This is a genomic window from uncultured Roseibium sp., assembly GCF_947496995.1.
GTDB lineage: Bacteria > Pseudomonadota > Alphaproteobacteria > Rhizobiales > Stappiaceae > Roseibium.
In genome coordinates this window covers 60,789-82,439 of the sequence record NZ_CANMFD010000002.1, presented here as the reverse complement: position 1 = coordinate 82,439, position 21,651 = coordinate 60,789, and the positions used below count along the sequence as shown (strand labels likewise).

At 59.3% G+C, this 21,651-nt stretch carries 23 protein-coding genes; 4 read left to right on the top strand and 19 right to left on the bottom strand.

Annotation, left to right across the window (positions count from 1 at the left end):
- Positions 1-132: 132 nt before the first annotated feature.
- From Q1B40_RS09030 to flgB, 17 genes are all read right to left on the bottom strand, one after another.
- Positions 133-711, bottom strand: a complete 579-nt coding sequence (locus Q1B40_RS09030; protein WP_299812755.1) for a transglycosylase SLT domain-containing protein — start codon at positions 709-711, stop codon at positions 133-135.
- Positions 665-1,999 carry a flagellar hook-length control protein FliK gene (locus Q1B40_RS09025; protein ID WP_299812753.1) on the bottom strand — a complete coding sequence of 445 codons (1,335 nt, stop codon included), beginning with the start codon at positions 1,997-1,999 and terminating at the stop codon, positions 665-667. The genes Q1B40_RS09030 and Q1B40_RS09025 overlap by 47 nt, the downstream gene beginning before the upstream one ends.
- Complete coding sequence (locus tag Q1B40_RS09020; protein ID WP_299812751.1) at positions 1,996-3,219, bottom strand: chemotaxis protein; 1,224 nt, start codon at positions 3,217-3,219, stop codon at positions 1,996-1,998. Before Q1B40_RS09020 ends, Q1B40_RS09025 begins: the two co-directional genes overlap by 4 nt.
- Positions 3,216-4,736 carry a MotB family protein gene (locus Q1B40_RS09015; RefSeq protein ID WP_299812749.1) on the bottom strand — a complete coding sequence of 507 codons (1,521 nt, stop codon included), beginning with the start codon at positions 4,734-4,736 and terminating at the stop codon, positions 3,216-3,218. Before Q1B40_RS09015 ends, Q1B40_RS09020 begins: the two co-directional genes overlap by 4 nt.
- Positions 4,736-5,374: a hypothetical protein gene (locus Q1B40_RS09010; RefSeq protein WP_299812747.1), complete on the bottom strand. Its 639-nt coding sequence runs from the start codon at positions 5,372-5,374 to the stop codon at positions 4,736-4,738. The genes Q1B40_RS09015 and Q1B40_RS09010 overlap by 1 nt, the downstream gene beginning before the upstream one ends.
- Positions 5,374-7,020, bottom strand: a complete 1,647-nt coding sequence (gene fliF / locus Q1B40_RS09005) for a flagellar basal-body MS-ring/collar protein FliF (RefSeq protein ID WP_299812745.1) — start codon at positions 7,018-7,020, stop codon at positions 5,374-5,376. The genes Q1B40_RS09010 and fliF overlap by 1 nt, the downstream gene beginning before the upstream one ends.
- Positions 7,021-7,162: 142 nt before the next feature.
- Positions 7,163-8,083, bottom strand: coding sequence for a flagellin (locus Q1B40_RS09000; RefSeq protein WP_299812742.1), 921 nt, complete (start codon positions 8,081-8,083; stop codon positions 7,163-7,165).
- Positions 8,084-8,396: 313 nt separating this feature from the next.
- Positions 8,397-9,140, bottom strand: a complete 744-nt coding sequence (gene fliP / locus Q1B40_RS08995) for a flagellar type III secretion system pore protein FliP (protein ID WP_299812740.1) — start codon at positions 9,138-9,140, stop codon at positions 8,397-8,399.
- Entirely contained in the window at positions 9,137-9,637 is a 501-nt protein-coding gene (locus Q1B40_RS08990; protein ID WP_299812738.1) for a flagellar basal body-associated FliL family protein, read from the bottom strand. Before Q1B40_RS08990 ends, fliP begins: the two co-directional genes overlap by 4 nt.
- Before the next feature lie 31 nt (positions 9,638-9,668).
- A complete protein-coding gene (gene flgH / locus Q1B40_RS08985) occupies positions 9,669-10,373 on the bottom strand; it encodes a flagellar basal body L-ring protein FlgH (RefSeq protein ID WP_299812736.1) in 705 nt (234 codons plus the stop codon).
- Positions 10,373-10,909: a MotE family protein gene (locus Q1B40_RS08980; RefSeq protein ID WP_299812734.1), complete on the bottom strand. Its 537-nt coding sequence runs from the start codon at positions 10,907-10,909 to the stop codon at positions 10,373-10,375. Before Q1B40_RS08980 ends, flgH begins: the two co-directional genes overlap by 1 nt.
- A 138-nt stretch (positions 10,910-11,047) precedes the next feature.
- Positions 11,048-12,145, bottom strand: coding sequence for a flagellar basal body P-ring protein FlgI (gene flgI / locus Q1B40_RS08975; protein ID WP_299812732.1), 1,098 nt, complete (start codon positions 12,143-12,145; stop codon positions 11,048-11,050).
- Positions 12,146-12,148: 3 nt separating this feature from the next.
- Positions 12,149-12,601: a flagellar basal body P-ring formation chaperone FlgA gene (gene flgA / locus Q1B40_RS08970; RefSeq protein WP_299812730.1), complete on the bottom strand. Its 453-nt coding sequence runs from the start codon at positions 12,599-12,601 to the stop codon at positions 12,149-12,151.
- 123 nt (positions 12,602-12,724) lie between these two features.
- A complete protein-coding gene (gene flgG / locus Q1B40_RS08965; protein WP_299812728.1) occupies positions 12,725-13,513 on the bottom strand; it encodes a flagellar basal-body rod protein FlgG in 789 nt (262 codons plus the stop codon).
- A 53-nt stretch (positions 13,514-13,566) separates the two neighbouring features.
- On the bottom strand, positions 13,567-13,905 hold the full coding sequence (locus tag Q1B40_RS08960; protein ID WP_299812726.1) for a flagellar hook-basal body complex protein FliE: 339 nt from the start codon (positions 13,903-13,905) through the stop codon (positions 13,567-13,569).
- 2 nt (positions 13,906-13,907) lie between these two features.
- A complete protein-coding gene (flgC, locus tag Q1B40_RS08955; protein WP_299812723.1) occupies positions 13,908-14,324 on the bottom strand; it encodes a flagellar basal body rod protein FlgC in 417 nt (138 codons plus the stop codon).
- 11 nt (positions 14,325-14,335) lie between these two features.
- The gene (gene flgB / locus Q1B40_RS08950) at positions 14,336-14,716 is read right to left on the bottom strand and encodes a flagellar basal body rod protein FlgB (protein WP_299812721.1); all 381 of its coding nucleotides are present in this window, start codon (positions 14,714-14,716) and stop codon (positions 14,336-14,338) included.
- Between the two features lie 709 nt (positions 14,717-15,425).
- Between flgB and Q1B40_RS08945 the strand changes: the two genes are divergently transcribed.
- The 3 genes from Q1B40_RS08945 to Q1B40_RS08935 all read left to right on the top strand — a co-directional run bounded on the left by Q1B40_RS08945 (position 15,426) and on the right by Q1B40_RS08935 (position 18,162).
- Positions 15,426-15,806 (top strand): PilZ domain-containing protein, encoded by a 381-nt coding sequence (locus tag Q1B40_RS08945; protein WP_299812719.1) that lies wholly within the window; start codon positions 15,426-15,428, stop codon positions 15,804-15,806.
- Positions 15,807-16,018: 212 nt separating this feature from the next.
- Positions 16,019-16,732: a DNA helicase gene (locus Q1B40_RS08940; RefSeq protein WP_299812717.1), complete on the top strand. Its 714-nt coding sequence runs from the start codon at positions 16,019-16,021 to the stop codon at positions 16,730-16,732.
- A 281-nt stretch (positions 16,733-17,013) separates the two neighbouring features.
- A complete protein-coding gene (locus Q1B40_RS08935) occupies positions 17,014-18,162 on the top strand; it encodes a fumarylacetoacetate hydrolase family protein (RefSeq protein WP_299812715.1) in 1,149 nt (382 codons plus the stop codon).
- A 62-nt stretch (positions 18,163-18,224) separates the two neighbouring features.
- On the opposite strand, the gene fumC is transcribed toward Q1B40_RS08935, so the two are convergent.
- Positions 18,225-19,610: a class II fumarate hydratase gene (fumC, locus tag Q1B40_RS08930; protein ID WP_299812713.1), complete on the bottom strand. Its 1,386-nt coding sequence runs from the start codon at positions 19,608-19,610 to the stop codon at positions 18,225-18,227.
- A gap of 22 nt (positions 19,611-19,632) precedes the next feature.
- Positions 19,633-20,442, bottom strand: a complete 810-nt coding sequence (locus Q1B40_RS08925) for an alpha/beta hydrolase (protein ID WP_299812711.1) — start codon at positions 20,440-20,442, stop codon at positions 19,633-19,635.
- Positions 20,443-20,853: 411 nt separating this feature from the next.
- Here Q1B40_RS08925 and lexA point away from each other — a divergent pair, with 411 nt between their 5' ends.
- Complete coding sequence (gene lexA, locus Q1B40_RS08920; protein ID WP_299812709.1) at positions 20,854-21,564, top strand: transcriptional repressor LexA; 711 nt, start codon at positions 20,854-20,856, stop codon at positions 21,562-21,564.
- Positions 21,565-21,651: the final 87 nt, after the last annotated feature.

Below are 21,651 nucleotides of genomic sequence, written 5' to 3'. Positions count from 1 at the left end.
AAACCGACAGAACTTGCGTGAAGCTGTTGCCCGAAAATATTTATTCTTTATATTCAGATACTTAATTATCTAAAATTTTATCTTTTGAAACAAATGAAAGCATCGGCACCAAGGGATGCCAATGCTGATCAGTCAAGCGTTACAAAACTGCTTGGAATTCTGGGTCCAGTGACCGAAGCCGGAAGCAACCATGTTTCTGATCACCGTACAGACATAGCGCTTTTGTGCCGGATCATTGTTCGGACCGGCGTGATACCTGGCGACAGCCATCGTCCAGGACCCCTGCCTGCTCCGCAGGTCTTTCAGGAAGCGCGCGGCATATTGCACGTTGGCGCGCGGTTCGAGCATGTGATCGACTGACCGGAATTGCTTGCCGTGATAATGATGGTTGATCTGCATGCAGCCGATATCGATCAGTTTCTTGCCATGCTTGCGGGCCTGGAGAAAATCCTGCTTGGCGGCCAGCCGGCTGGGTGGAAACACCGATTTGCCTTCTATGTTCAGGGCAAAGGGATAGAGGGAGTTCCGTCTCCCGGTCTCGGTCAACCCCACGGCGTAGAGCACGCCAAGCGGCACCCGGTATTTTTTAGCCGCCGCAATCATTTCCCGTTCGCAGACGTTTTGCACTTCTGCGGCAGCCGGAAGGCTGACCGTCAAAACGCCACTAAAGATAGATGCCGTCAGAAAGGCTGATGTCAGAAGTTTTTTCATGACCTGCTCCCTCCGTAGTCTCGATGACATTGGCCTCGTTGGCCGGATACGCCCCCTCCGGATCATTTCGACCCGAGCGGTTGTTCTGCTGATCGGAGCCGCCGCCGTTGAAGGACTGGGCCTGACCGTCACCGGAACCGTTTTGTCCTGTGGACGATTGGCTGTTCGCGGATGCACCGGTGTGCATTGCCGGACGGTCGTCGGCGGCCTGAACGGTAATCGCATCCGTCTTGACGCCGGTCACTCGCAGCATCTGGTCGAGCAGCTGCCTGTCCTGTTTCAACAGCTCGGCGGTCTGCGCCTTGCTGGCAACCAAAGTCACCTCGACGGTGTCGCCGACCATTCTGAGAGACACTTTCACGCTGCCGAGCTCATGCGGCGTAAGCTGGATGTCCAGGGTTTTGAGCACCGGCCCTTCCGCTCTCGCGGACAGACCCGTCTGCTGCGCGCCGTTGCCTGACGGCATTTCCTTCATGGCGGAAACGATCTGCTCGCCAACCTGCTGTACGGGCGACAGCCGCATGTTGGGTGCGAAATGGGTTTCCTGACGCAATATCTTGACCGTGCCCGCAGCTTCTTCCGGCAACATCGACCGTCCGGCAGACCTGCCGGACGCCTCGTCAGCTACACGCTCGGGCTCGACGCCGAACTGCGAAAAGAGCGAGGTCGCCCCGGTTTTTCCGCCGCCTTCAGCCTCAAGTGCCGACCCGGCTTTTACCTGTGCTCCCGGGAAAGGCTGACGCTGACGAAGCGCCTGGTCCTGAGATCCGGGCGTGGCAGCCTGCCTGTTTTGATCTGCCGGAATGGCGAGCACCGTCGTGATCGGCAAGGCGGTCGGAGCCTGAGCCGACCCCTGTCCTGAACCTTCCGTACCCGGATCGAGCGGGATCGGATCCCCGCCGGCCTGCGATCCTGCGCCGCCATTTGCAGGATTGGACAGGATTTTCTGGGAAACCTGACGCAGGGCATCGGCAAGATTGCTCGTCGTGAAGGAGACGAACCCGGATTTTCTGGCCTCTCCGCCGTCCGCCTTCGCGCCGTCCTCTGCCTGCGGCTCTATGGTCTCTTCCGGCACGGCGCCCTTGCCGTCTTCCGCCTGACCGTCCGGTGTCCCGGATTGTCTTCCGCCGCCGGCTCCAACCGCACCGCCCTTTTTCATGCCCTGCATGAACGACTGAAATTCTGCCGCCGTCTCCTGCGAGGATTGACCGCCGTCTGTGGCCCGGCCGTCCGCCGATTTGCCGGACTGCGGCGACGAAGGCACAAAGGCTTGCGTATTCACGCTCATTCTTCTTCTCCCATTGCTTCGAGAGACTTCTCGGTGCGGCGTAACAGCCGCTCGGCCAGATTCATGTCCGGCGTGACCCAGGACAGGTCTTCGGGATCGGCGATATTGCTCGCCACGTTGAATTCTCCGATTACGTTGTCCGGTGGTTCCGGGAAATGCCGCACGGAATTGAGAACCGTGTAGACCCCGTCGAGGAGTGCAAGATCCTCATAGGAAAGCGCACTCTTGTCGATCGACCACAGCAGATCCCTGTTTTCCGAGATCATCTCCGGTTCAAGGCGGGTCGCGGCCGAATACACCTTCAGGATCTCTCTTTCCCGGGTGCCCTCGACGGCCAGTATCATGGCTTCTTCGGTCGATTTGCGCGCTACGTTCAAATGCCCCGCCAGCAGTGCGGAACGGGCGAGCCGCATGTAGAGCCCACGCCTGGAATCGGCGTCGAATTCATGCAGGACAGGAACGATCAGCGCGAACTTGTCCTCACTCTTCACAAAGCCGAGCGTATCGATCGCCAGCGCAAAGCGCCTGCGGAAATCGCCGGCATAGATCGAATTGCTGAACCGGCGCAGATAACGTGTGCTCAGGACCCGGAAATGGTCGACATCGCCCATGATGCCGGCGACGAAGACCTCCCGCCGAAGCGCCGCCTCCTCCACCAGGGTACCCGGCATCAGCAGACTGGCGACTTGCAGCAGCTCCCGCGCCCGTGCCGGATCGCTTCTGAGGTAGGACGCAGCCTTGACCAGAGCCACATGACCGCCGAGACCGGAGGGAAGATCGAGCGGGTCGATGTCTTCCAGAAGATCCCGCATCTCATCTTCGCGTCCCTCGATATAGGCCAGAGAAGCTTCCATCAACTTCCGGTCGATAACCGGGGCCGGGTCGAGCGTCAGAAGATACCGCATGACATCGGGGTGACCACCGCTGAGAAGGTGTATGACCGCCGCCCGCGCGTTGCGGGGGTCCTGCCAGACATCCGGCGACATCTGGATAAACCTTACGTCCATCCTGGCCAGAAGCGACCTTTGGGCAACCGTGGCGTGGCTGTTGCCCTGGGCCACCTGCTCCTGAAGGGATTGCAGCGACCTGACGAGCTCATAGGGAAGAGGTCCGCCGCCGGCATCCTGCGAACGCGCCCCTGCAGCCGCCCCGGCAAGAAACACCATGCTCAGCAAAAGCCGGACAAAACCTGTCTTCAGCTGTGACGTAAAACCCATCATTCGCTTCCCTCCAGAAGATAGATCTCGATCCGGCGGTTTACTGCCGCGAAGGGATCTTCCGGATTTTTCAGATGACGGTCGGCATAGCCTTCAACCCGGTCGAAGCGATCCTTGGCTACGCCACCGCGTGTGAGCATGTAGAGCGCCATGTGAGCCCTCGAAGATGACAAGCGCCAATTGTCGTAGGACTTGCTGCGGAACGGCCGTGCGTCGGTGTGGCCCTTGATAACGATCTGGCCGGGCATCTCGGCAACGACCTTGCCGATCCGTTCCAGAAGTTTCACCAACTCGGGACGGGGTTCTGCTGAGCCTATGGCGAACATGCCGAAGTTCTGATCGTCCGTCAGGCTGATCAACGCCCCCTCACCTTCGCGTACAATGGTGATCTGAGCGGCGGTCTCCTCAAGGACGGTGCCTTTCGTCTCTTCGAGGACCCGCGTCAGGCGTGTGACAAGGATTTCCGCTTTCGACAGGCCATCGACAATCACTTCAGAGGATTCCAGATCGATGACTTCGATCCCGGTATCCACATCCTGCGTGCCGGTACTGACCTGAGCCACCGCCCGTGAGGCATTCTGGAGCGACAGACCCGTCACGTGGGCGACAACCGGATCCATTTTCTTGAACGGATCGGCGTGAGGTCCTTCCCCAAGGTCCGCAAAGACATCCGGGCCGCTACCGGAGGCATGCTGGAGATCGCCGCTGCGGGGCGTGGCTTCCTCCATTGAACCGCTAAGCGGCTCTCCGGCCAATTCCGTGGCAGATGACGCACCCAGGGCATGAAGATCCTGGGATTGAACGTCTGCAGCGTCCGTTCCTTTGGTATGGCCCTGCCCCTTTTGTTCCTTGCGGGCCTGTGCGCGCAACAGGGGATCGGTGCCGTCGATGCCCCGTCCGGGACGGAATTGCCAATACAGCGGATCAAACGGATCGCGATACGCCTGTCCGCCCTGAACTCCCTCGTGTTTTTCCAGGCCGGAGCCTATGCCCAGAGGGTTCGCTTCGAGTGTGTCGATAACGCGGATCTTTTCTGAAAGAGTGTCCAGGACAGCATAAGGATCGGAAAACAGGATCGATTCCGAATGGATCTGCGTGAACTGGCCGGTGGCGGAGTTGCCCCCCTGCTCCGGCAGCTCTTCCATTTCGATGGCCTTGTGACCGGATCTTTCCCCGTCACCGAAATTCGCGTCCTGATCGACAGGCTCGTCCGAGCCGCCAAGTTTGCCGCTGAACGGTTTCGTACCATCGTTGCTGGTTTCGCCATCGACCTGCGGATCGTTCAAACCCTTGCGGTTCGGTGCCGTCGACGCGAGTTTGACCGGGTTGAAATACTGGGCGACACCCTTGCGCACGCTTTCATCGGTAACGTTTATGAGCCACATCACCAGGAAGAAGGCCATCAACGCGGTCATGAAATCCGCATAGGCGATCTTCCAGACACCATGAATATGAGTTTCTTCGTCCCAGCTGTTCTTGCGTCGGACGATGACAATTTCGTTCGGGAGACCATCCAGCATCAGTCTGCCTCCTTCCGCAATTGCTCGAGCTGCCCAAGCCATTGCTCCAGGCGGGTTTCGATCGTGGTTTCGTCGAACAACGCGACGAGCTCCACCTGATCGGAGATCTGGACTTCGATCCGCTCGCGAAGCTCCGGCAGCTGCTCCATGACCTGTTCGGTCAATCTGTCCGGGCCGCGTAGAAGAATCAGTTTGCCCTCGGTCTCAAGGGTCAATTGCCGCAAATTTGATGCGAAAGCGGTCACCAGCTGCTCGGTGATGCGTTCGTTCAAAAACGGCTGAAGCAGTTTGGTCAGGGAATAGGCTATCCGCTGTTCCATCACGTCGAGAAAGCCTTCTATTGCCGCGCTGACATTGGCAGACTCCCGCATGTCGAACCGCACCTGCTCGTCTTCCAGCGCCTTGGCGTAGCCCTCGCGCTCATTCTCCAGAAGCTTTTCGTAATGCGCCCGCATACGGGCCTCGCCTTCCGTCAGGCCGCGCTGATATTCGGCCTGCCGGCGCTCTTCCTCGCTCGGCTCGGGAACGCTCTCGTCCTCGGGCTCGAGCACATCGACCAGTGCCGGATCATATGCGCCGAAGGATTTGAATTTCGGTACGGTGATAACCGGAATGTGGGCTGCTGCGGACATCGACATTAGATTCGCTCCGATTCATAGAGCCACTGGCGCAGGATCGCGGCGGACTGTTCCTCGTTGAATTCCAGAAGCGATTCCAGTTTCCTGAGAGCGGACTGATTGCGTTTGCTGTTCAGGTCCTGAATCAGGTCCGAATGATCCGGCGGTACGAGGAATGAATGTTCGGCATCCGGGTCTTCAAAGTGTCCATCGACCCCTTCCTGGGCCATGCCCAGCTCGGCCATTTCCACCTGAGGACCGGAAATCTGCGGTACGAGGGCAGAGACGGCCGGACGCAAGCCGAACCAGATCACGAGCATCGACACGGTCAAGATGGCCAACGCATTGATGATGTTGCCGGACTGGCGCAGCAGGTACTCCGTGATGCTGATCGGCGGTATCGGCTCCATGGCGTGCCCGCCATCGACAAAATCCACCACAGCCACCTTCACATTGTCTCCGCGGGTCGCCTCGACGCCGGCGGATGACGCCACAAGGCCCTCGATTTCAAGCAGTTGCTCGGCGATCTGGGATTCTGTCGGTTGGCCTCCGAGCGATTCTACAATCCGTGTCCTATCGACCAGGACGGCGATGGAAAGACGATCAACGCGATAGCCGTCCTGGGATGTTTCAATCCGCTTGGAGGAAATCTCGTAGTTGACCGTTTCTTCCCGCCGTTCGTTTTCTTCGGTCGACTTCTCGCCGTTTTCAGCCGCGACGTTTTCTTCCGGCAGGTTCTGCTCGACGGTCGTCGGCGAACTGACGCTGGAATTCTGCGCGTTCTCGTTTTCCCGGACGGTTCTGATGGACCGTTCGGTGCGCGAGTCAGGGTCGAAAATGGTTTCGGCGATCATCTTGCGGTCGGTGTTCAACTCGGCCGCGACACTGACCTGGAAATTGTCCAGACCGAGATATGGTGCCAGCGTCTTGCGGATGTTCTCCTGGATCCGGCTGCTGACCGCCGTCTCAAGACTGGCCATCTGTCCGGCGGAAGCCTTGGTGGGATCGCTGCCCGCTGCCAGAATGCCCCCGGTTGTATCCAGAACGGTGACCTTGTTGGCCTCCATGCCCGGAACACCGGCGGCAACCAGATGGCGGATCGCGTCGGCAGTGCGAACATCGTCCGGAACATCGGAACGGATCACGACGGAGGCGGAAGGTGGTTGATGGTCCCGGCGGAAGGAGCCTTTTGCCGGCAGGACGATATGGACCCGCGCTGCCCGGATTCCCTTCATGAGTTGAATGGTCCGTGCGAGTTCCCCTTCCAGGGCGCGAACTCTTGTGACCTCTTGCATGAAGGACGTCAGGCCGAGGGATCCCAGCTCATCGAACAGCTCGTAGCCGGAATTCGCGCCCCGAGGCAGGCCTTTTTCCGCAAGCAGCATGCGGGCCTTGGCGGTTTGCGCATGAGAGACCATGACCGCGTCACCGTCCGACGTGATGTCGAACGGTATGCCGGCGTCCCTGAGGGCGGAGCCGATGCGGGTAACATCCTCGCCTTCGAGACCGGTATAAAGAACGGTCTGTTCCGGCCGGCTCAGGTAATAGGCGCCAGCCCCGACGGTTGCGATTGTGGCGAGTCCGATCAGGGCGAGCGCGACCAGTCTGCGCAGCCCCAGTTCCATCAGATTTGCCCAGAGTTTTTCAGCTTGTTCGCGGCCCGGCATGCAGAACCCCTTGATGCACGTTCGTGTCTGTTCGCACCACTATGGAATTTGGAGCTTGTGCGAGCCTGTCATGAGCGGCGGCGCACAAAAAAAGACCGCGCCCCGAAGGGCGCGGTCCTCTTTTCCATCAGATCCTGGTGGATTAACGGAACAGGGACAGGATGTTCTGGCTGCCCTGGTTTGCGATCGACAGAGCCTGGATACCGAGCTGCTGCTGAGTCTGCAGAGCCTGGAGGCGAGTCGATTCCTTGTTCATGTCGGCATCCACAAGCTGGCCGACACCACGGTCGATGGCATCACGCAGAGCAGACACGAAGTCTTTCTGCAGATCGACACGGCTCTTGATAGAACCGAGCAGAGTTGCGGAGTCGGTGATTTCACCCAGAGCCGCGTCAATGCCGTCAACCAGAGCATCGATACTTGCCGTATCCGCGTCAGTCACTGCGGACAGATCGAAGTCGGCAATACCACCGGAACCGGTGACGTTGGCCAGACCACCGAAACCACGGTCCTGATCGAGGATACCAGTCGTGCCGGCAGCCGTATCATAGAGCTGCGTGGCAGTGATATCGACGGTCGTAACCTGGATTTCGATCGCGCCACCTGCACGTGTGAAGGAGCTGACGATGTCCTTCGAAGTAACGGTGGTTACGTCGCTTGCAAGCCAGTTTTCACCGTTGAACACAGCCGAGTCAGCGGTCGAACGCAGCTGGTTCTGCAGTTCGGTGATGTCCGACTGGATCTTGGTGCGGTCAACACCCGGCGTACGGGCGGCAACGACCTTGGCCTTGATCTCGTTCATGACATCGACGGTGCTGTCCATTGCCGTGTACATGACGTCGACCGTGGCGGCACCGAGACCCAGGGAGTCTTCAACGGCGCCAAGTGCCATGTTATCGGAACGCATGGTGGTTGCGATGGACCAGTAGGCTGCGTTGTCTTCCGCACCGGCCACACGGTAACCGGTAGAAATGCGGTTCTGCGTTTCAGCCAGGTTGGAGCTGGTGTGCCGCAGGGTCTGCAGCGCGGTCATTGCGGAAGCGTTGGTCAACAAGCTAGACATGATATGTCCCTTTCAATGTTTCAGTAGATACTGGAATTGGTGGGGGACATGCCGGACTGGTACCGGCACAGCAGGAGCAGCGTCATGCTTTTGAACCTCAATCGGGTGCGGTTCAACCTGCTGTAATAAGGACACTAGCGACCCAATCTTGCGCGAAGCTTACGCCTATCCGGTCAATTTGATCTATTTCGCGTTTTCACGTGATAAAGGCAGATAATTCTCAAGATATAATCGCGAGATTTAAAATCGCGAACGACAAAAAAAACGGAGCCGACTGGCTCCGTTTTGATTTCGTCGTTTCAGGGCTGATTTTTTAGAAGAATGAGCGCACCAAGCTGCCCACCAGAAGGTTCCAGCCATCGATCAGGACGAAAAACAAGGCCTTGAAGGGCAAGGAAATCACCGTCGGCGGCAGCATCATCATGCCCATGGACATGGTAATCGTCGCCACGATCATATCGATCACGAGAAAAGGCAGCGCGATCAGAAAGCCGATTTCAAAACCGCGGCGCAGCTCCGATATCATGAAGGCCGGAATGAGCACCCGCAATTCGACCTCTTCGGCCGTTTCAGCCTCATTTTCGGTCACCCTGCCGGCGGCAAGGTCGTCGAACAGAACCAGGTCTTCTTCACGCACCTGTTCGAGCATGAACTCCCGGAAGGGTGTGGTAACGCGCACATAGGCCACCTCTTCGGATATCTCATTGTTCATCAACGGCTGAATGCCGTCTTCCCAGGCTTTGTCGAAGGTCGGCGCCATGACGTAGAAAGTCATGAAAAGCGCAAGGGAAATCAGGATCAGGTTGCCGGGCGTCGTCTGCAGGCCGATCCCCGAGCGCAGGAACGAAAAGGCGATCACGAACCGGGTGAAACTGGTGACCATGATCAGGATGCCAGGGGCAAGCGATAGCACGGTCAGGAGCGCGATCGCCTGAATGATCCTGCCGCTCGCGCTGCCCTCACCCGCCGGCAACAATGTCGACAGGTCGGGTACCTGGGCCGCCGCTGGCCCGGTCAGCAAGAACAGCGCGGCAACGAAAAACAATATCCGGATCATTGAATCACCACCGACTCCAGAATGACTTCATGGATCAGTCCCTTGGAGCGGGTCTTCGCGCGTTCCGTGAGATCTTCCTTGAGGTGCTGGAGCCCGGCCCCGCCTTCCAGGTGGGCCAATGTCAGTGTCCGCAAATACCCGAGGAAATCGTCTTCCACCTTTTTGCGCAAAAGCCCGACTTCCCCTTCCGTTTCCTCTTCCAGCAGGACGGAGGCGTGAACCCTTATCCATGCGTCTTTCGGAGAGGCCAGGTTGGTCACCAGTGGATCGAGTTTCTGCAGCCGGGTCGAGAGTGTGAAAGGCAGCGTTTCGGAGTAGGTCTGCTGCTGACGCAGCCGTCCCTGCACTTCCTGCTCGGTATAGTCGACGACATATTTCGCGAATATCGCGCCAGCGCCACCGCCTACCAGGGTGAGCAGAAACAGCGCGGCCAGAAAGCTGGACTTTCCGGACTGGCCGTCGGCACCGCCGATCGGCGCTTGAATCAATCTTGGCATGAAGGGTGTCCCGTTGTTGCCTGTACGCGGATCAGAACGGCGTCACGATGTCGTAAAGCTGCTGCCCCCAACCGGGTTGCTGCACTTCGGTGATCCGGCCACGCCCGCCATAGGAAACGCGGGCTTCCGCGATCTTGTCGTAGGGAATGGTGTTGTTGCTCTGGATATCCCGGGGCCGGACGATCCCGGCGATCTGCAGAATGCGCATCTCGTAGTTAACACGGACTTCCTGGGAACCGGCAATAAGCAGGTTGCCGTTCGGCAGCCGGTCGGTCACGACGGCAGCAACGGAAAGCTTGATTTCCTCGGACCGGTCGATGGAACCGGAGCCTGACGAACCCGACCCGGAATCCAGATCGAGATCGGCCGAACCATCGGTGTCGGTACTGTCGAAGCTCGTCCCGAACGAACCGCCTATGCCGATGTCGGACGTTCTGCGCCGGTCGGAGCTGTTGTCGAGATTGGCTTTGTCGTTGATATGAATGGTGACCGTCAGAACGTCACCGACCTTTTTTGCCCTGGGATCGGCGAAGAAATTGTCCCGGCCGCTCATCCACAGTGAATTGTAGTCCTTAACGCCACCCGGCGCGAATGTGCTGAGCGGATAGACCGCCGTTTCCTGTGCAGCCAGACCGTATCCGACAGGCGACATCGCAGGCGCTCTTCCGATGTCATCCAGTTGCCCAGCGCAACCGGTCAGCATCATTGCCGCAAAGGGATAAACAAGGGTTCGCATCAAAAACTCCGTTGTATGTCCGGGTTGGCGATACCCATCATGGACTGGGTCAGTTGTGCCGCACGCGCGGGATCCATTTCGTCGAGAATGCTGCTGGCAACGCGGGCCTTGAGCTTCAGAAGAACTCCGACGGCTGCTTCTTCGTCCGTGGTCGCCAATTGCGCAGCAGCGGCTTCCGGACGCATCCGGCCGATGATCGACACCACCTGGTCCTCGACTTCACCGAGCAGCTCTTCGCGGCGCTCGACCCAAGTTTCGAATTCCCGTTCCTTGCGTTGCAGCTCGGCAATCCGATCCCGCAAGCTGGCCTCAAGGCTGATCATCTTCCACGTCTGCCATTTGACGCGCGCATCCGAAGCCGCCTCTGCAATGTTCTTGCAATAGAGTTCGCTGTCGGGAGGTGGAATGAGAATGTCCACGATCTCGGGTTTGTCCCTGGGCTCCTGCGCCATGGCAGAACTTCCCGAAAATGCGATTGAAACCACCGCGATTGCCAAAAGGCCCTGCTTCAGGCCGTTGTCCAAAGTGAAAGGCATAAGGCGTGCCGTCCTTTGTGCTGAACCGGTTTGAGTGCACATTCACAGATCGAGCTTGCGCGGGGCTGGCGGTGCCCACAAAAAACGCCGCTCTGGTGGCGGCGTTTCTGCAGTTCGTTGTGGCGGGTCTGACAGGCGTTACTGGATGACCAGTTCAGCCTGCAGGGCTCCGGCGGTCTTGATGGCCTGGAGGATGGCAATGATACCCGTCGGACGCAGGCCGATACGGTTGAGGCCCCTCACCAGCGTCGGCAGATCCGTCCCCCCGACCACCGCCAGCTGGCCACCGGTTTCCTGAGCATCGACGTAAGTCCGAGGCACCACCACGGTCTGTCCGTTCGAGAACGGTGTTGGCTGCGATACTTCAGGCGCTTCGGATATCCTTACGGTCAGGTTGCCGTGGGTGATCGCGACCGTCGAGATCTGAACGTCCTTGCCGATGACTACCGTACCTGTGCGCTCGTCGATCACCACCCTTGCCGTCTGGTCAGGCCGGACGCGGATGGACTCGATCTCCGAGATAAACCGGGTGACGCTCATGTTTTTCGGCGGGGTCAGATCCACCGTCCGATAGTCGCGCTCCTTGGCCACCCGGATGCCATAACGCTCCTTGGAGTACAGGTTTATGGCATCGGCAATCCGGACCGCCGTCTTGAAATCCGGATTGGTCAATTCAAGCGCGAGGTCGGGAATTTGCGAGAACTTCGCCGGCAGGTCCCGTTCAATGAGACCGCCGTTGGGAATGCGGCCAACCGTGGGAAAGCCCTGGGTCAGGCTTTCCGCCTGCCCGAGCTCCGCGAAGCCGGAAACCGTAACGGCACCTTGCGCAACCGCATAGATCTGACCGTCCGCTCCAAGCAGAGGTGTTGCGACCAGCGTCCCGCCGCCAAGAGACGTCGCATCTCCCAGAGAAGACACGCTGACGTCTATGGAAGACCCCTTGCCGATGAAGGACGGCATTTCCGCAGTGACCACAACCGCGGCGACATTCCGGGTGCGCAGACGCGCATCGCGCACATTGACGCCGAGACTGTCCAGCATCGACTGGAGCGACTGTTCCGTGAACGGCGAATTGCGCAAGCTGTCCCCGGACCCCTTCAGGCCGATGACCAGCCCGTAGCCGACAAGCTGGTTGTCACGGACACCCTGCAGATTGGCAATATCCTTGATCCGGACCATCGCGGAGGCCGGACCGACCGCAAGAACGATAAGAAGTATGATGAAAAGCCGGGTCATGTATCAGTTCTCCACCCGGATCGTGCCGTCATTCTGCACCCGGCCGGACACGACCTGGCCGCTATCGACATTGCGCACACGGACGAAACTGCCCGCACCGCCGTTCTGCAAGGCTTCCACCTGCATGACGATGACCAGCCCCTGCTCCTGAAACACCAGGCGTGCCGGTTCCCCGCGCCGCACCAGGACCTGCTTTTCAACCGACTTGATTGGAATAGGCTGACCCGGCAGAAGCGTCCGGCGGGCAACCATGCCAACCAGCTGGCCTCTATGGGTTGAAACGGCGAATTGCTGTGCGGTGCGGCCCGGGAACTTTCGTTCGATCAGATCCTGATGCGAAATTTCCGAACCGGGATGAATTGTCTGCCGGGGCACGGGGAGTTCGACACTGGCGGCAAATGCCGCCTGGCCGAAAAACACCGCCAGCAGAAGCGTCGACAGGGTTCTGATCAGCATGGTCATGTTCCGGGACCTTTCCAGATCAGCCTGTCTGCCTGCAAACTCACACAAAGCCGAAAACGCTGATCGATAATTAGGTGCTCGAGCATCTTGTCTGCGCTCCTGAGAACGCCGAACGCTCTAGCGGATGCCGTTGGTTACGGTTCCGGCCATCTCATCGGCGGCCTTCATAACCTTCGAGTTCATTTCATATCCGCGCTGGGCGTTGATGAGCGCCGTGATTTCCTTCACCGGATCGACGTTCGAACTTTCAAGGTAGCCCTGGCGGACCACGCCGAAACCGGGATCTCCCGGAACACCGGCCACAGGTGTGCCGGAGGCTTCGGTTTCGCGGAACAGATTGCCGCCGACCGGCTCGAGGCCGACATCATTGGCGAAATTCGCCAGGGTCAGCTGTCCCAGTTCGCGCGGCGCCAGTTCACCGTCGACCTTCGCGTAGACCTCACCGGATTCATTGACGACCACCTCGATGGTCTCTTCCGGCACGAGGATCGCGGGTTCGACAGCATATCCGTCGATGGTCACCAGGCGACCCTCTGCGTTCTTGTTGAAGGACCCGGCGCGGGTATAGAGGGTTTCGTCGTCAGGCCCGGTAATCTCAAACCAGCCCCGTCCGTCCAAAGCGACATCGAACTGGTTGCCCGTATTGGTCAGCGAACCCTGGACATGCAGCTTGCGGATACCGGCGGTTCTGACGCCCAGTCCAAGCTGAGCACCTTCGGGAACCGGATCTTCACCGCCACGGTTCGGCACGCCCTGCAGGCGCTCGGCCTGATACAGAAGGTCCGAAAATTCCGCCTGGGACCTCTTGTAGGAGGTGGTGTTCATATTGGCGATGTTGTTCGCGACAACTTCGACATTGAGCTGCTGGGCGCTCATGCCGGTCGCGGCAATAGCTAGGGCTTTCATGGTTCGTCTCCGTGATGGGTTCCGCTATGTTCAGATGGTCTTCCCCCTCAGGGTCAGATCGACATGCGGCTGATTTCCTGATAGGCGCTCACGACCTTGTCGCGGATGGCGATGGCGGTCTGCAGCGTGGATTCAGCGGCCAGAACGGCCTCGACGACCTGCTGTGCGGACGCCTGTCCGTCAACACCGGCGATCGCCGCCGCTTCCCCATGCTTGATCTTGTCGATGGCTTCCTGGGAAACCTGAGACACGGCTTCTGAAAAGCTGGGTGCGGAAACCTCGGCGGTTCCCCCCATGTCCGGAGTGCTCGCCGAATAACGGGTGGTGGACGTCGCCTTGAGGAGCCCGTCCGTGGACGAGGAAGAAGTCAGCGCGGAAATTTCATTGATCATGGTCAGTTCCTCAGGAGATCGATGTTGCGCATAACCATCTCGCGGGCCTGCGTCATGACTTTCAGATTGGCTTCGTAGGAGCGGTTGGTCTCGCGCATGTCAGCGAGTTCCAGCAGCGTGTTGACGTTCGGCATCTTCACGTAACCATTCTCGTCTGCAGCCGGATGGCCAGGCTCGTACTCCACCGTGAACGGTGCCTTGTCGGCCCCGATCCCCTTGACGGAGACGAGCTGCGCCTGATGAGCGCGGCTGAACTCGCTTTCAAAAGTGATTGTCTTGCGGCGATAGGGATCGTCGCCGGCGGTTTTGCCGGTTGACCGCGCGTTTGCGAGGTTCTCGGACACGACGCGCAACCGCTCGGACTGCGCCCGCAGCCCCGAACCGGAAATCTGAAGAGAAGCGGACAATGGATCGGACATGGTCAAATTCCTTATGATTTCACCGAGGCGAGATACATGCGGTGAAACGACTTCGCGATACTGGCGTTCAAGGAATGATCGCGCGCGACTTCACCGGCCTTCACCAGTTCCTGCTCGATGCTGACGGAGTTGCCGGAGTGGGTCACCGTCCAGCTGTCCTCCTTTTCCACATCGGAGGGGCGTGGAGCCTCCATCGACTGACCGAGATGGCTGTCATGGGTCGCCGTCATGGCAAGCCGGGTTTCGCTTATCACCGACGTGAAAGGCTCAAGGTCCCTGGCGTGGAACCCGGGTGTGTTGGCGTTTGCCATGTTCTCGGCGATGGTCGCCTGGCGCATGGAGAGCCAGTCATTGTTTTGCGAGACGAGTTTGTTCAGGAACACAGGCTCCATCGAAACCTCCTATCAGCTCATGTTGCGTCAAGGAGTAATCGGCCAACCTTGCCCGAGGCTGATCCGGGAGGTGTTTCCTGCCGCGTCCGGCGCAAGCCCCGCACAATCTTCACAGTGCATGCAGAAATGATGTCGGGATCCAGCCATCGGGCGGGAGCGCCGACACATATGGAGGCGTCATGATGTCGATATCCGGGCCCAGCCTGTTAATCCGATCGGGTAAAAAGCACCCGGGCAAGAAGGTCTCATGGCCCGATTTCCCGGCTGCTCCGCACCGGCGTTTGATCTTCGCGGGGGTTCTGCTCTCACTGGGGCCCTTGTCTGCGGCAAATGCACAGACAGTAAACTGCGATGCTTACGCCAAATCCTATGCCGATGCCCACACAAGCAATGATCCGACGGATGTTCCGATCGTGGACGGTGGAATGCGCGGAGCGGTCGCAGGCGGTGCCTGGGACGGTCCAAGCGGTGCGCGTCGAGGCGCCGTGGCCGGCGGGGCTCTCACTGTTCTGGACACCCTTGGAAATTATCCCGGCGGCTGGCAGGGCCTGTATGATCTTGCTTACAACACCTGCAGCAATCAACAGTCACCGGTGAACCACAGGCCGACAACGCTGGGTGATCCTTCCTACAGACCCGCCCCATCGCCACAAAGAAGACCCGTTCCTCCCCTGCCCGCGTCCCCTGGCATCCCGTTCAGGCAGAACCAGTGAAATCCGCCGTGTTTGCATTCCTGAATTCCGGCAAGAATTCCCTCGTCCATGCCATCCAGAGACGCCTTGACCCGCGACAGCGTACACGCCTTCGCCCGGCCAAACTCGCCGGCCTCGACAATGCGTTCATCTGCGACTGCATGATCCGGGATATGTCAAAGGGCGGCCTGAGGCTGGTGCTGAACAGATACATGGATATTCCTGAGGAATTTTACGTCTACGATGTGGGCGCGAGAACACTCGCCCAGGTTCAGCTGCGCTGGCGCAACGGCCTTGCTGCCGGCGTTCTCTATCTGGTACCGCCCGCTCATATCCGCCATTTCAGCAACAGCGGTGTCAGAAAACTGGCTCAGCGGCTCTATGAGCTGGATGACTGAGGGCGCGGCTCTGCGCCACCTCCGCGATCATTCAGCCGGAACGGCTTGCCAGAATCGCCTAGCGGAAATAACGTCGATGCAGGCTTGGCCCGCGCCTCCCCCCCTCCGCCGGGGAAGTATCCGACATATGGGGCAGCACGTCATCGGACCATCCGTTCGAGCACTCGCATTAGGAGGGATTGCGTATCCAGCTCGTGATGGAGGTTTGCGAAATGACACTTTCCGCACCGATTTTCCAGCTCAAGCGCCGGGCCAGGTTGATGGCCCGCGAACACAAAATCCCACTGGCCACGGCCCTGGACCGGATTGCCAGAGAAGAAGGCTTTGCACACTGGAGCCTGCTCGCGGCCCGATCAACCGGGACCACATCTTCTGAAGCCACGATTTCCAGACTTGAAAACGGCGACCTTGCGCTGCTGGGCGCACGTCCCCGGCAGGGCAAGACTCTCATGGGACTGAAGCTCCTGCTTGAAGCGGCTCGCGAAGGGCGCAAAGCCGTGCTGTTCTCTCTTGAACTCACCGAAAAAACAGCGCGGGAATATCTTGCAAAACTCGGTGCCGATCCCGGAGGGCCAACCGAAGGCCTGTCGGTGGTGACATCCGGGGAGATCAGTTCGGAATTCATCATCGAGTATCTCGATGGCGTCCCGCGCGGAACTCTCGCGCTGATCGACTATCTGCAGATCCTCGACCAGCGGAGAAGCAATCCGGACCTGGCCGTGCAGGTCAGGGAACTTCGTGACTTTGCCCGAAAGCGGGGACTTATTCTGGCTTTACTGTCCCAGATAGATCGCTCCTATGATCCCGCGGTGAAACCCCTTCCCGACATGAGCGATATCCGCCTTCCCAACCGGCTCGACCTGAGCGTTTTCAGCAAGGCCTGGTTCCTTCAGGACGGCAAGGTCGGCTTCCAGTCCACCCCTTAAATTAATTTGCAAGGCGGCCGCTGCGCACTCCGGAACGGAGTAGCATCGGCCGCCAGTCGTTGGTATACCATTAGAAAAAACACAGCCTGAAAGTCAGCTATCAGATCGCAATCGGATCGGACCTCAATATTGTGCAGTGATTTTTCCCCGACCTCTGCCTCCAATGGAGCGCAGACTGATTGAGCTGACGTGTCGGCGAAGTCGACAAATCCGCTTTCACGTTTCCGGATGAAAGTGGAGTAATCCAATAAATAGAAATCACGTTGAACTAGGGATGGAAAATGAGCTTTCTGGATACTTCGGAGTTGAATGGGACCTTTCTTGGCCGTGTGTGGCGGCCCGAGGTGAGCGGCCCGGCCGTGGTTACACTGCGCGACGGTCAGGTGATCGACATAACCGCAAAATCCGCGCCGACGGTTCGCGACATTTGTGAGATGAACGATCCGGCGGCCTATGTTTCGGCCGCCGCAGGCACTTCCCTCGGCACTCTGGAAGAAATTGCGTCCGCAACGCCCGGCGATCTTTCCACGACCCATTTTCTGGCCCCTTGCGACCTTCAATCGGTGAAAGCCTGCGGCGTGACCTTCGCAAGCTCCATGGTCGAGCGTGTGATCGAGGAACAGGCCGCGGGGGACCCGCAAAAGGCCGAGGAAATCCGGGGCCGCGTCGGCAGCGCAATCGGCGAAAGCCTGCGCAACATCAAGGCGGGCTCGGAAGAAGCCGCCAGAGTGAAGCAGGTACTGATCGCCGAAGGCCTCTGGAGCCAGTATCTGGAAGTCGGCATCGGTCCGGATGCGGAAGTGTTCTCCAAAGCGCAGGTTCTGTCGTCCATGGGCCCGGGCGCGGATGTCGGCCTTCACCCGATTTCAAAATGGAACAACCCGGAGCCCGAGGTGGTTCTGGCTGTGTCCTCGAAAGGCAGGATCGTCGGGGCGACCCTCGGCAATGACGTGAACCTGCGCGACGTCGAGGGCCGCTCCGCCCTGCTTCTTTCCAAGGCGAAAGACAACAACGCCTCCTGTTCCATCGGCCCGATGTTCCGCTTGTTCGATGCAACGTTCTCGATTGATGATGTCCGCGAGGCTGAACTGGACATGAGGGTTGAGGGACCTGACGGATTTGTGCTGGACGGCCACTCCTCCATGCGGGAAATCAGCCGAGATCCGGAAGATCTTGTCCGTCAGACGGTCGGCCGCCATCACCAGTATCCAGACGGCATCGTGCTTTTCCTGGGCACTCTCTTTGCCCCGACGAAAGACCGCGATGTTCCCGGCGAAGGCTTCACCCACAAGCTCGGCGACGTCGTGACGATTTCCGCACCGGGCTTCGGCAGATTGACGAATACGGTCCGTCTCTCAACCGAATGCCCGGAATGGACATTCGGGATCAGCCACCTGATGCGCAACCTCGCCCAGCGCGAGCTGATATGAACGACAAAGGGGCGGCCCGGTGCCGCCCCTCCCGAAATAATTAGCAGAAGGCGTTCATTCGCTTACAAGGCAGGGTGGATCATCTTCGAGGGGTCGACGACCCTGTCGAATTCCGCCGCATCGACATAGCCGAGGTCAAGGCAGGCCTGTTTCAGGGTCAGGTCGTGCTCGAACGCATGATGGGCGGCATGGCTGGCCTTATCGTAACCGATGACCGGGCTGAGTGCAGTGACCAGCATCAGCGACTGATCCAGATATTCCCTGATCCGTTTCTCGTTCGGTTCCATGCCGTCCACTAGATAACGGGCGAAGTTCGTGCAGCCGTCCCCCATGATCTTGATCGATTGCAAGATGGCGTTGATCATCAGGGGCTTGTAGACATTCATCTCCAGATACCCGCTCGCCCCGCCGATGCCGACCGTGACGTCGTTGCCCATCACCTGGGCGGCGATCATCGCCAGCGCTTCGCACTGGGTAGGGTTGACCTTGCCCGGCATGATTGACGACCCCGGCTCATTCGCGGGGATTTTCAGCTCGTAGAAACCGCAGCGTGGCCCGCAGGACAGAAGGCGGATGTCATTGGCGATCTTGAAGAGCGAGACGGCGAGCGTCCGCAGAGCGCCGCTGAACATCACCAGCGCATCGTGACTGCCCTGCACCGCGAACTTGTTGGGAGCGCTGACAAAGGGAAGCCCGGTGAGCTCCGCGATCCGGGCAGCCGAGCGTTCCGCGAATTCCGGATGGGTGTTGATCCCGGTTCCCACAGCCGTTCCACCCAGCGCCAGCGCGTAAACATCGGTCAGCGCCTGCTCGATTCGCGCAATGTCCTGATGGAGCATTTCGGCGTATCCGGAAAACTCCTGTCCGAGCGTCAGCGGCGTCGCATCCTGCATATGGGTGCGCCCGACCTTGATGATCTCGTCCCACGCCTCCGATTTGGCCTTCAGGCTTTCATACAGCGTCCTGACGCCGGGCAGCAGCCGGTGGATCGCCTGAATGGCGGCCGCCATATGCATGGCCGCCGGAAAGGTGTCGTTGGACGACTGAGACATGTTGACATGATCATTCGGGTGGACCGGGTCCTTGGCCCCCAGCACCCCGCCGGCATGGGCGATCGCCCGGTTGGAGATTACCTCATTGACGTTCATGTTGGTCTGCGTGCCGCTGCCCGTCATCCAGACATGCAGGGGAAAATGCGCGTCCAGCTGGCCGTCCGCGACTTCTTCGGCTGCCCGGACGATCAGATCGGCTTGTTGACCGTCCAGCAGGCCGAGATCCAGATTGGTCAGCGCCGCCGCCTTCTTGAGGATGCCGTAGGCATGGATGAGTTCCATCGGCATCAGGTCGCTGCCGATGGAGAAATAGGTCAACGACCGCTGTGTCTGTGCGCCCCAGTATTTGTCCTCGGGAACGCTGATCTCGCCCAGACTGTCACTTTCCATGCGCATTCGGGATCTCCTGAAGAGTGGCTTATGAAGCCAGCAGGGTTGAAGTCAGATTGCTGTCGGGAACCTGCAGGCCGTCGATGACATCGAAATGATGACGGCCGGGTTCTTCATGAAACGTGGCGTTCGGCCATGCCTCGGAAAGCAGGCGGGACTGGCGGATGAATTCCGGTCTTTCGTCCCCGCCCACCCAGGCAACGACCGGACAGGTGCCCGACGGCGTCTTGAGGGCCGGGCTTTCGGCAACCGCATCCTCTTCCGTCATCCGGAACGCATCGTTCATGGAAGTGTTCCGCAGCGGGCGCAGATCGTGCAGTCCACTGATCGAAACGACTTTCTCGACCCGCTCAAGAACCTGCGGAGAAAGCGGCGTATCCTCGCACACGAGACGCGTGACGAGATGCCCGCCCGCCGAATGCCCCGTCAGCCGAACCGGGCCGCCGACCCGCTCACCGGCCTTGCCGACCGCCTGGCCGATCTGCAGGGTTATGTCGGATATGGCGACATCCGGGGCCAGATCATAGCCCGGCAGGCACACGGACCACCCGCGAGCGAGACAACCTTTGGCGAAATGAGACCACGATGACTTGTCGAATTTGAGCCAGTAGCCGCCATGGACATAAACGACGAGCCCTTTCGCCTTGCCTTCCGGATGGAAGATATCGAGGCGCTGACGATCCGTCTCGCCATAAACAATCCCCAGGTCCTTTTCGATCCAGGTTTTCCGGAACGCTCCGGCTTCTTCCACCCACCGCGGCGGATAGTCCGCAGCTCCCGGGATATGGGCAGCGTTGGCGTAGGCATCATCCCAGTCGGTAACTTGAGCAACCGTCATTCACACATCCCTGCCGAATCCGAAATCCATTGCGGCGCACATCCTTGCAGATTTGTCTCTCCAGCGGAATGGACAGTGTGAAGCATGCAGCCTGCAGGCCCGGCTGGATTTCCGCCCCCGAGCTGCTCGTCCCGCAAGGATGCGGATTCGGCCACGGGACGCCGCCAAGCTCAGACCTGATGTCGCGCAGGTCACAATTGTCGGGGTAGTTTCATTGGCAAATCCACCACCATGCGGGCCGAACCCTTCCCGTCGAAGTATCGGGCGGTCCGGCTACCAGCAACAGAGCGTGAACTCGAGCGCTTCCCACACCGGAACAGTAAGAGAACATTTACCCTTGCGGAACACAATGAGAACAGGTAGCATGTTCTTGATTTGTACCAATCCGTTCTCGCGATCAGGGGAAGCACTATGTTGACGCGCAAGCAGTATGAACTGCTCATGTTCATTCACGAAAGACTAAAGGAAACAGGTGTCCCGCCGTCGTTCGATGAAATGAAAGATGCGTTGGACCTGCGTTCCAAATCCGGAATCCACCGGTTGATCACGGCTCTTGAAGAGCGCGGCTTCATTCGCAGGCTGCCCAACCGGGCCCGTGCAATGGAAGTGGTCCGCCTGCCAGACTCCATCGCTCCGGGTCTCGGCACGCTACGGCCACGCGGCAGCTTTTCTCCGGAAGTCATCGAAGGATCCCTCGGCAAGCCGGAAGCCGCCATGCCGGTTGCCCAGGCTGCCGGAACCAGTGTGGAGATCCCGGTGATGGGCCGCATCGCAGCCGGTGTTCCCATCGAAGCCATCCAGACCCACAGCCATTCCATCACCGTTCCGCAGGATCTTCTTGGCAAGGGCGAGCATTACGCCCTGGAAGTGCGCGGCGATTCCATGATCGAGGCCGGTATTCTGGACGGCGATACGGTTCTGATTCGCCGCACGGAGAGCGCCGACAGCGGTGATATCGTCGTTGCTCTGGTCGACGATGAGGAAGCCACCCTGAAACGGCTTCGCAAGAAAGGCGCCTCGATTGCACTCGAAGCTGCGAACCCAGCCTATGAAACCCGTATTTTCGGGCCGGGCCGCGTCCGTGTTCAGGGCCGTCTGGTCGCCTTGTTCCGCCAGTATTAGAATATGTCGCGTTTAAGCGGATTCATGGTTTCAGGAAGGCGCTCGAGGCAGCGTTTGCATTGCAAATGCATTCCGGCGATTTCTTGA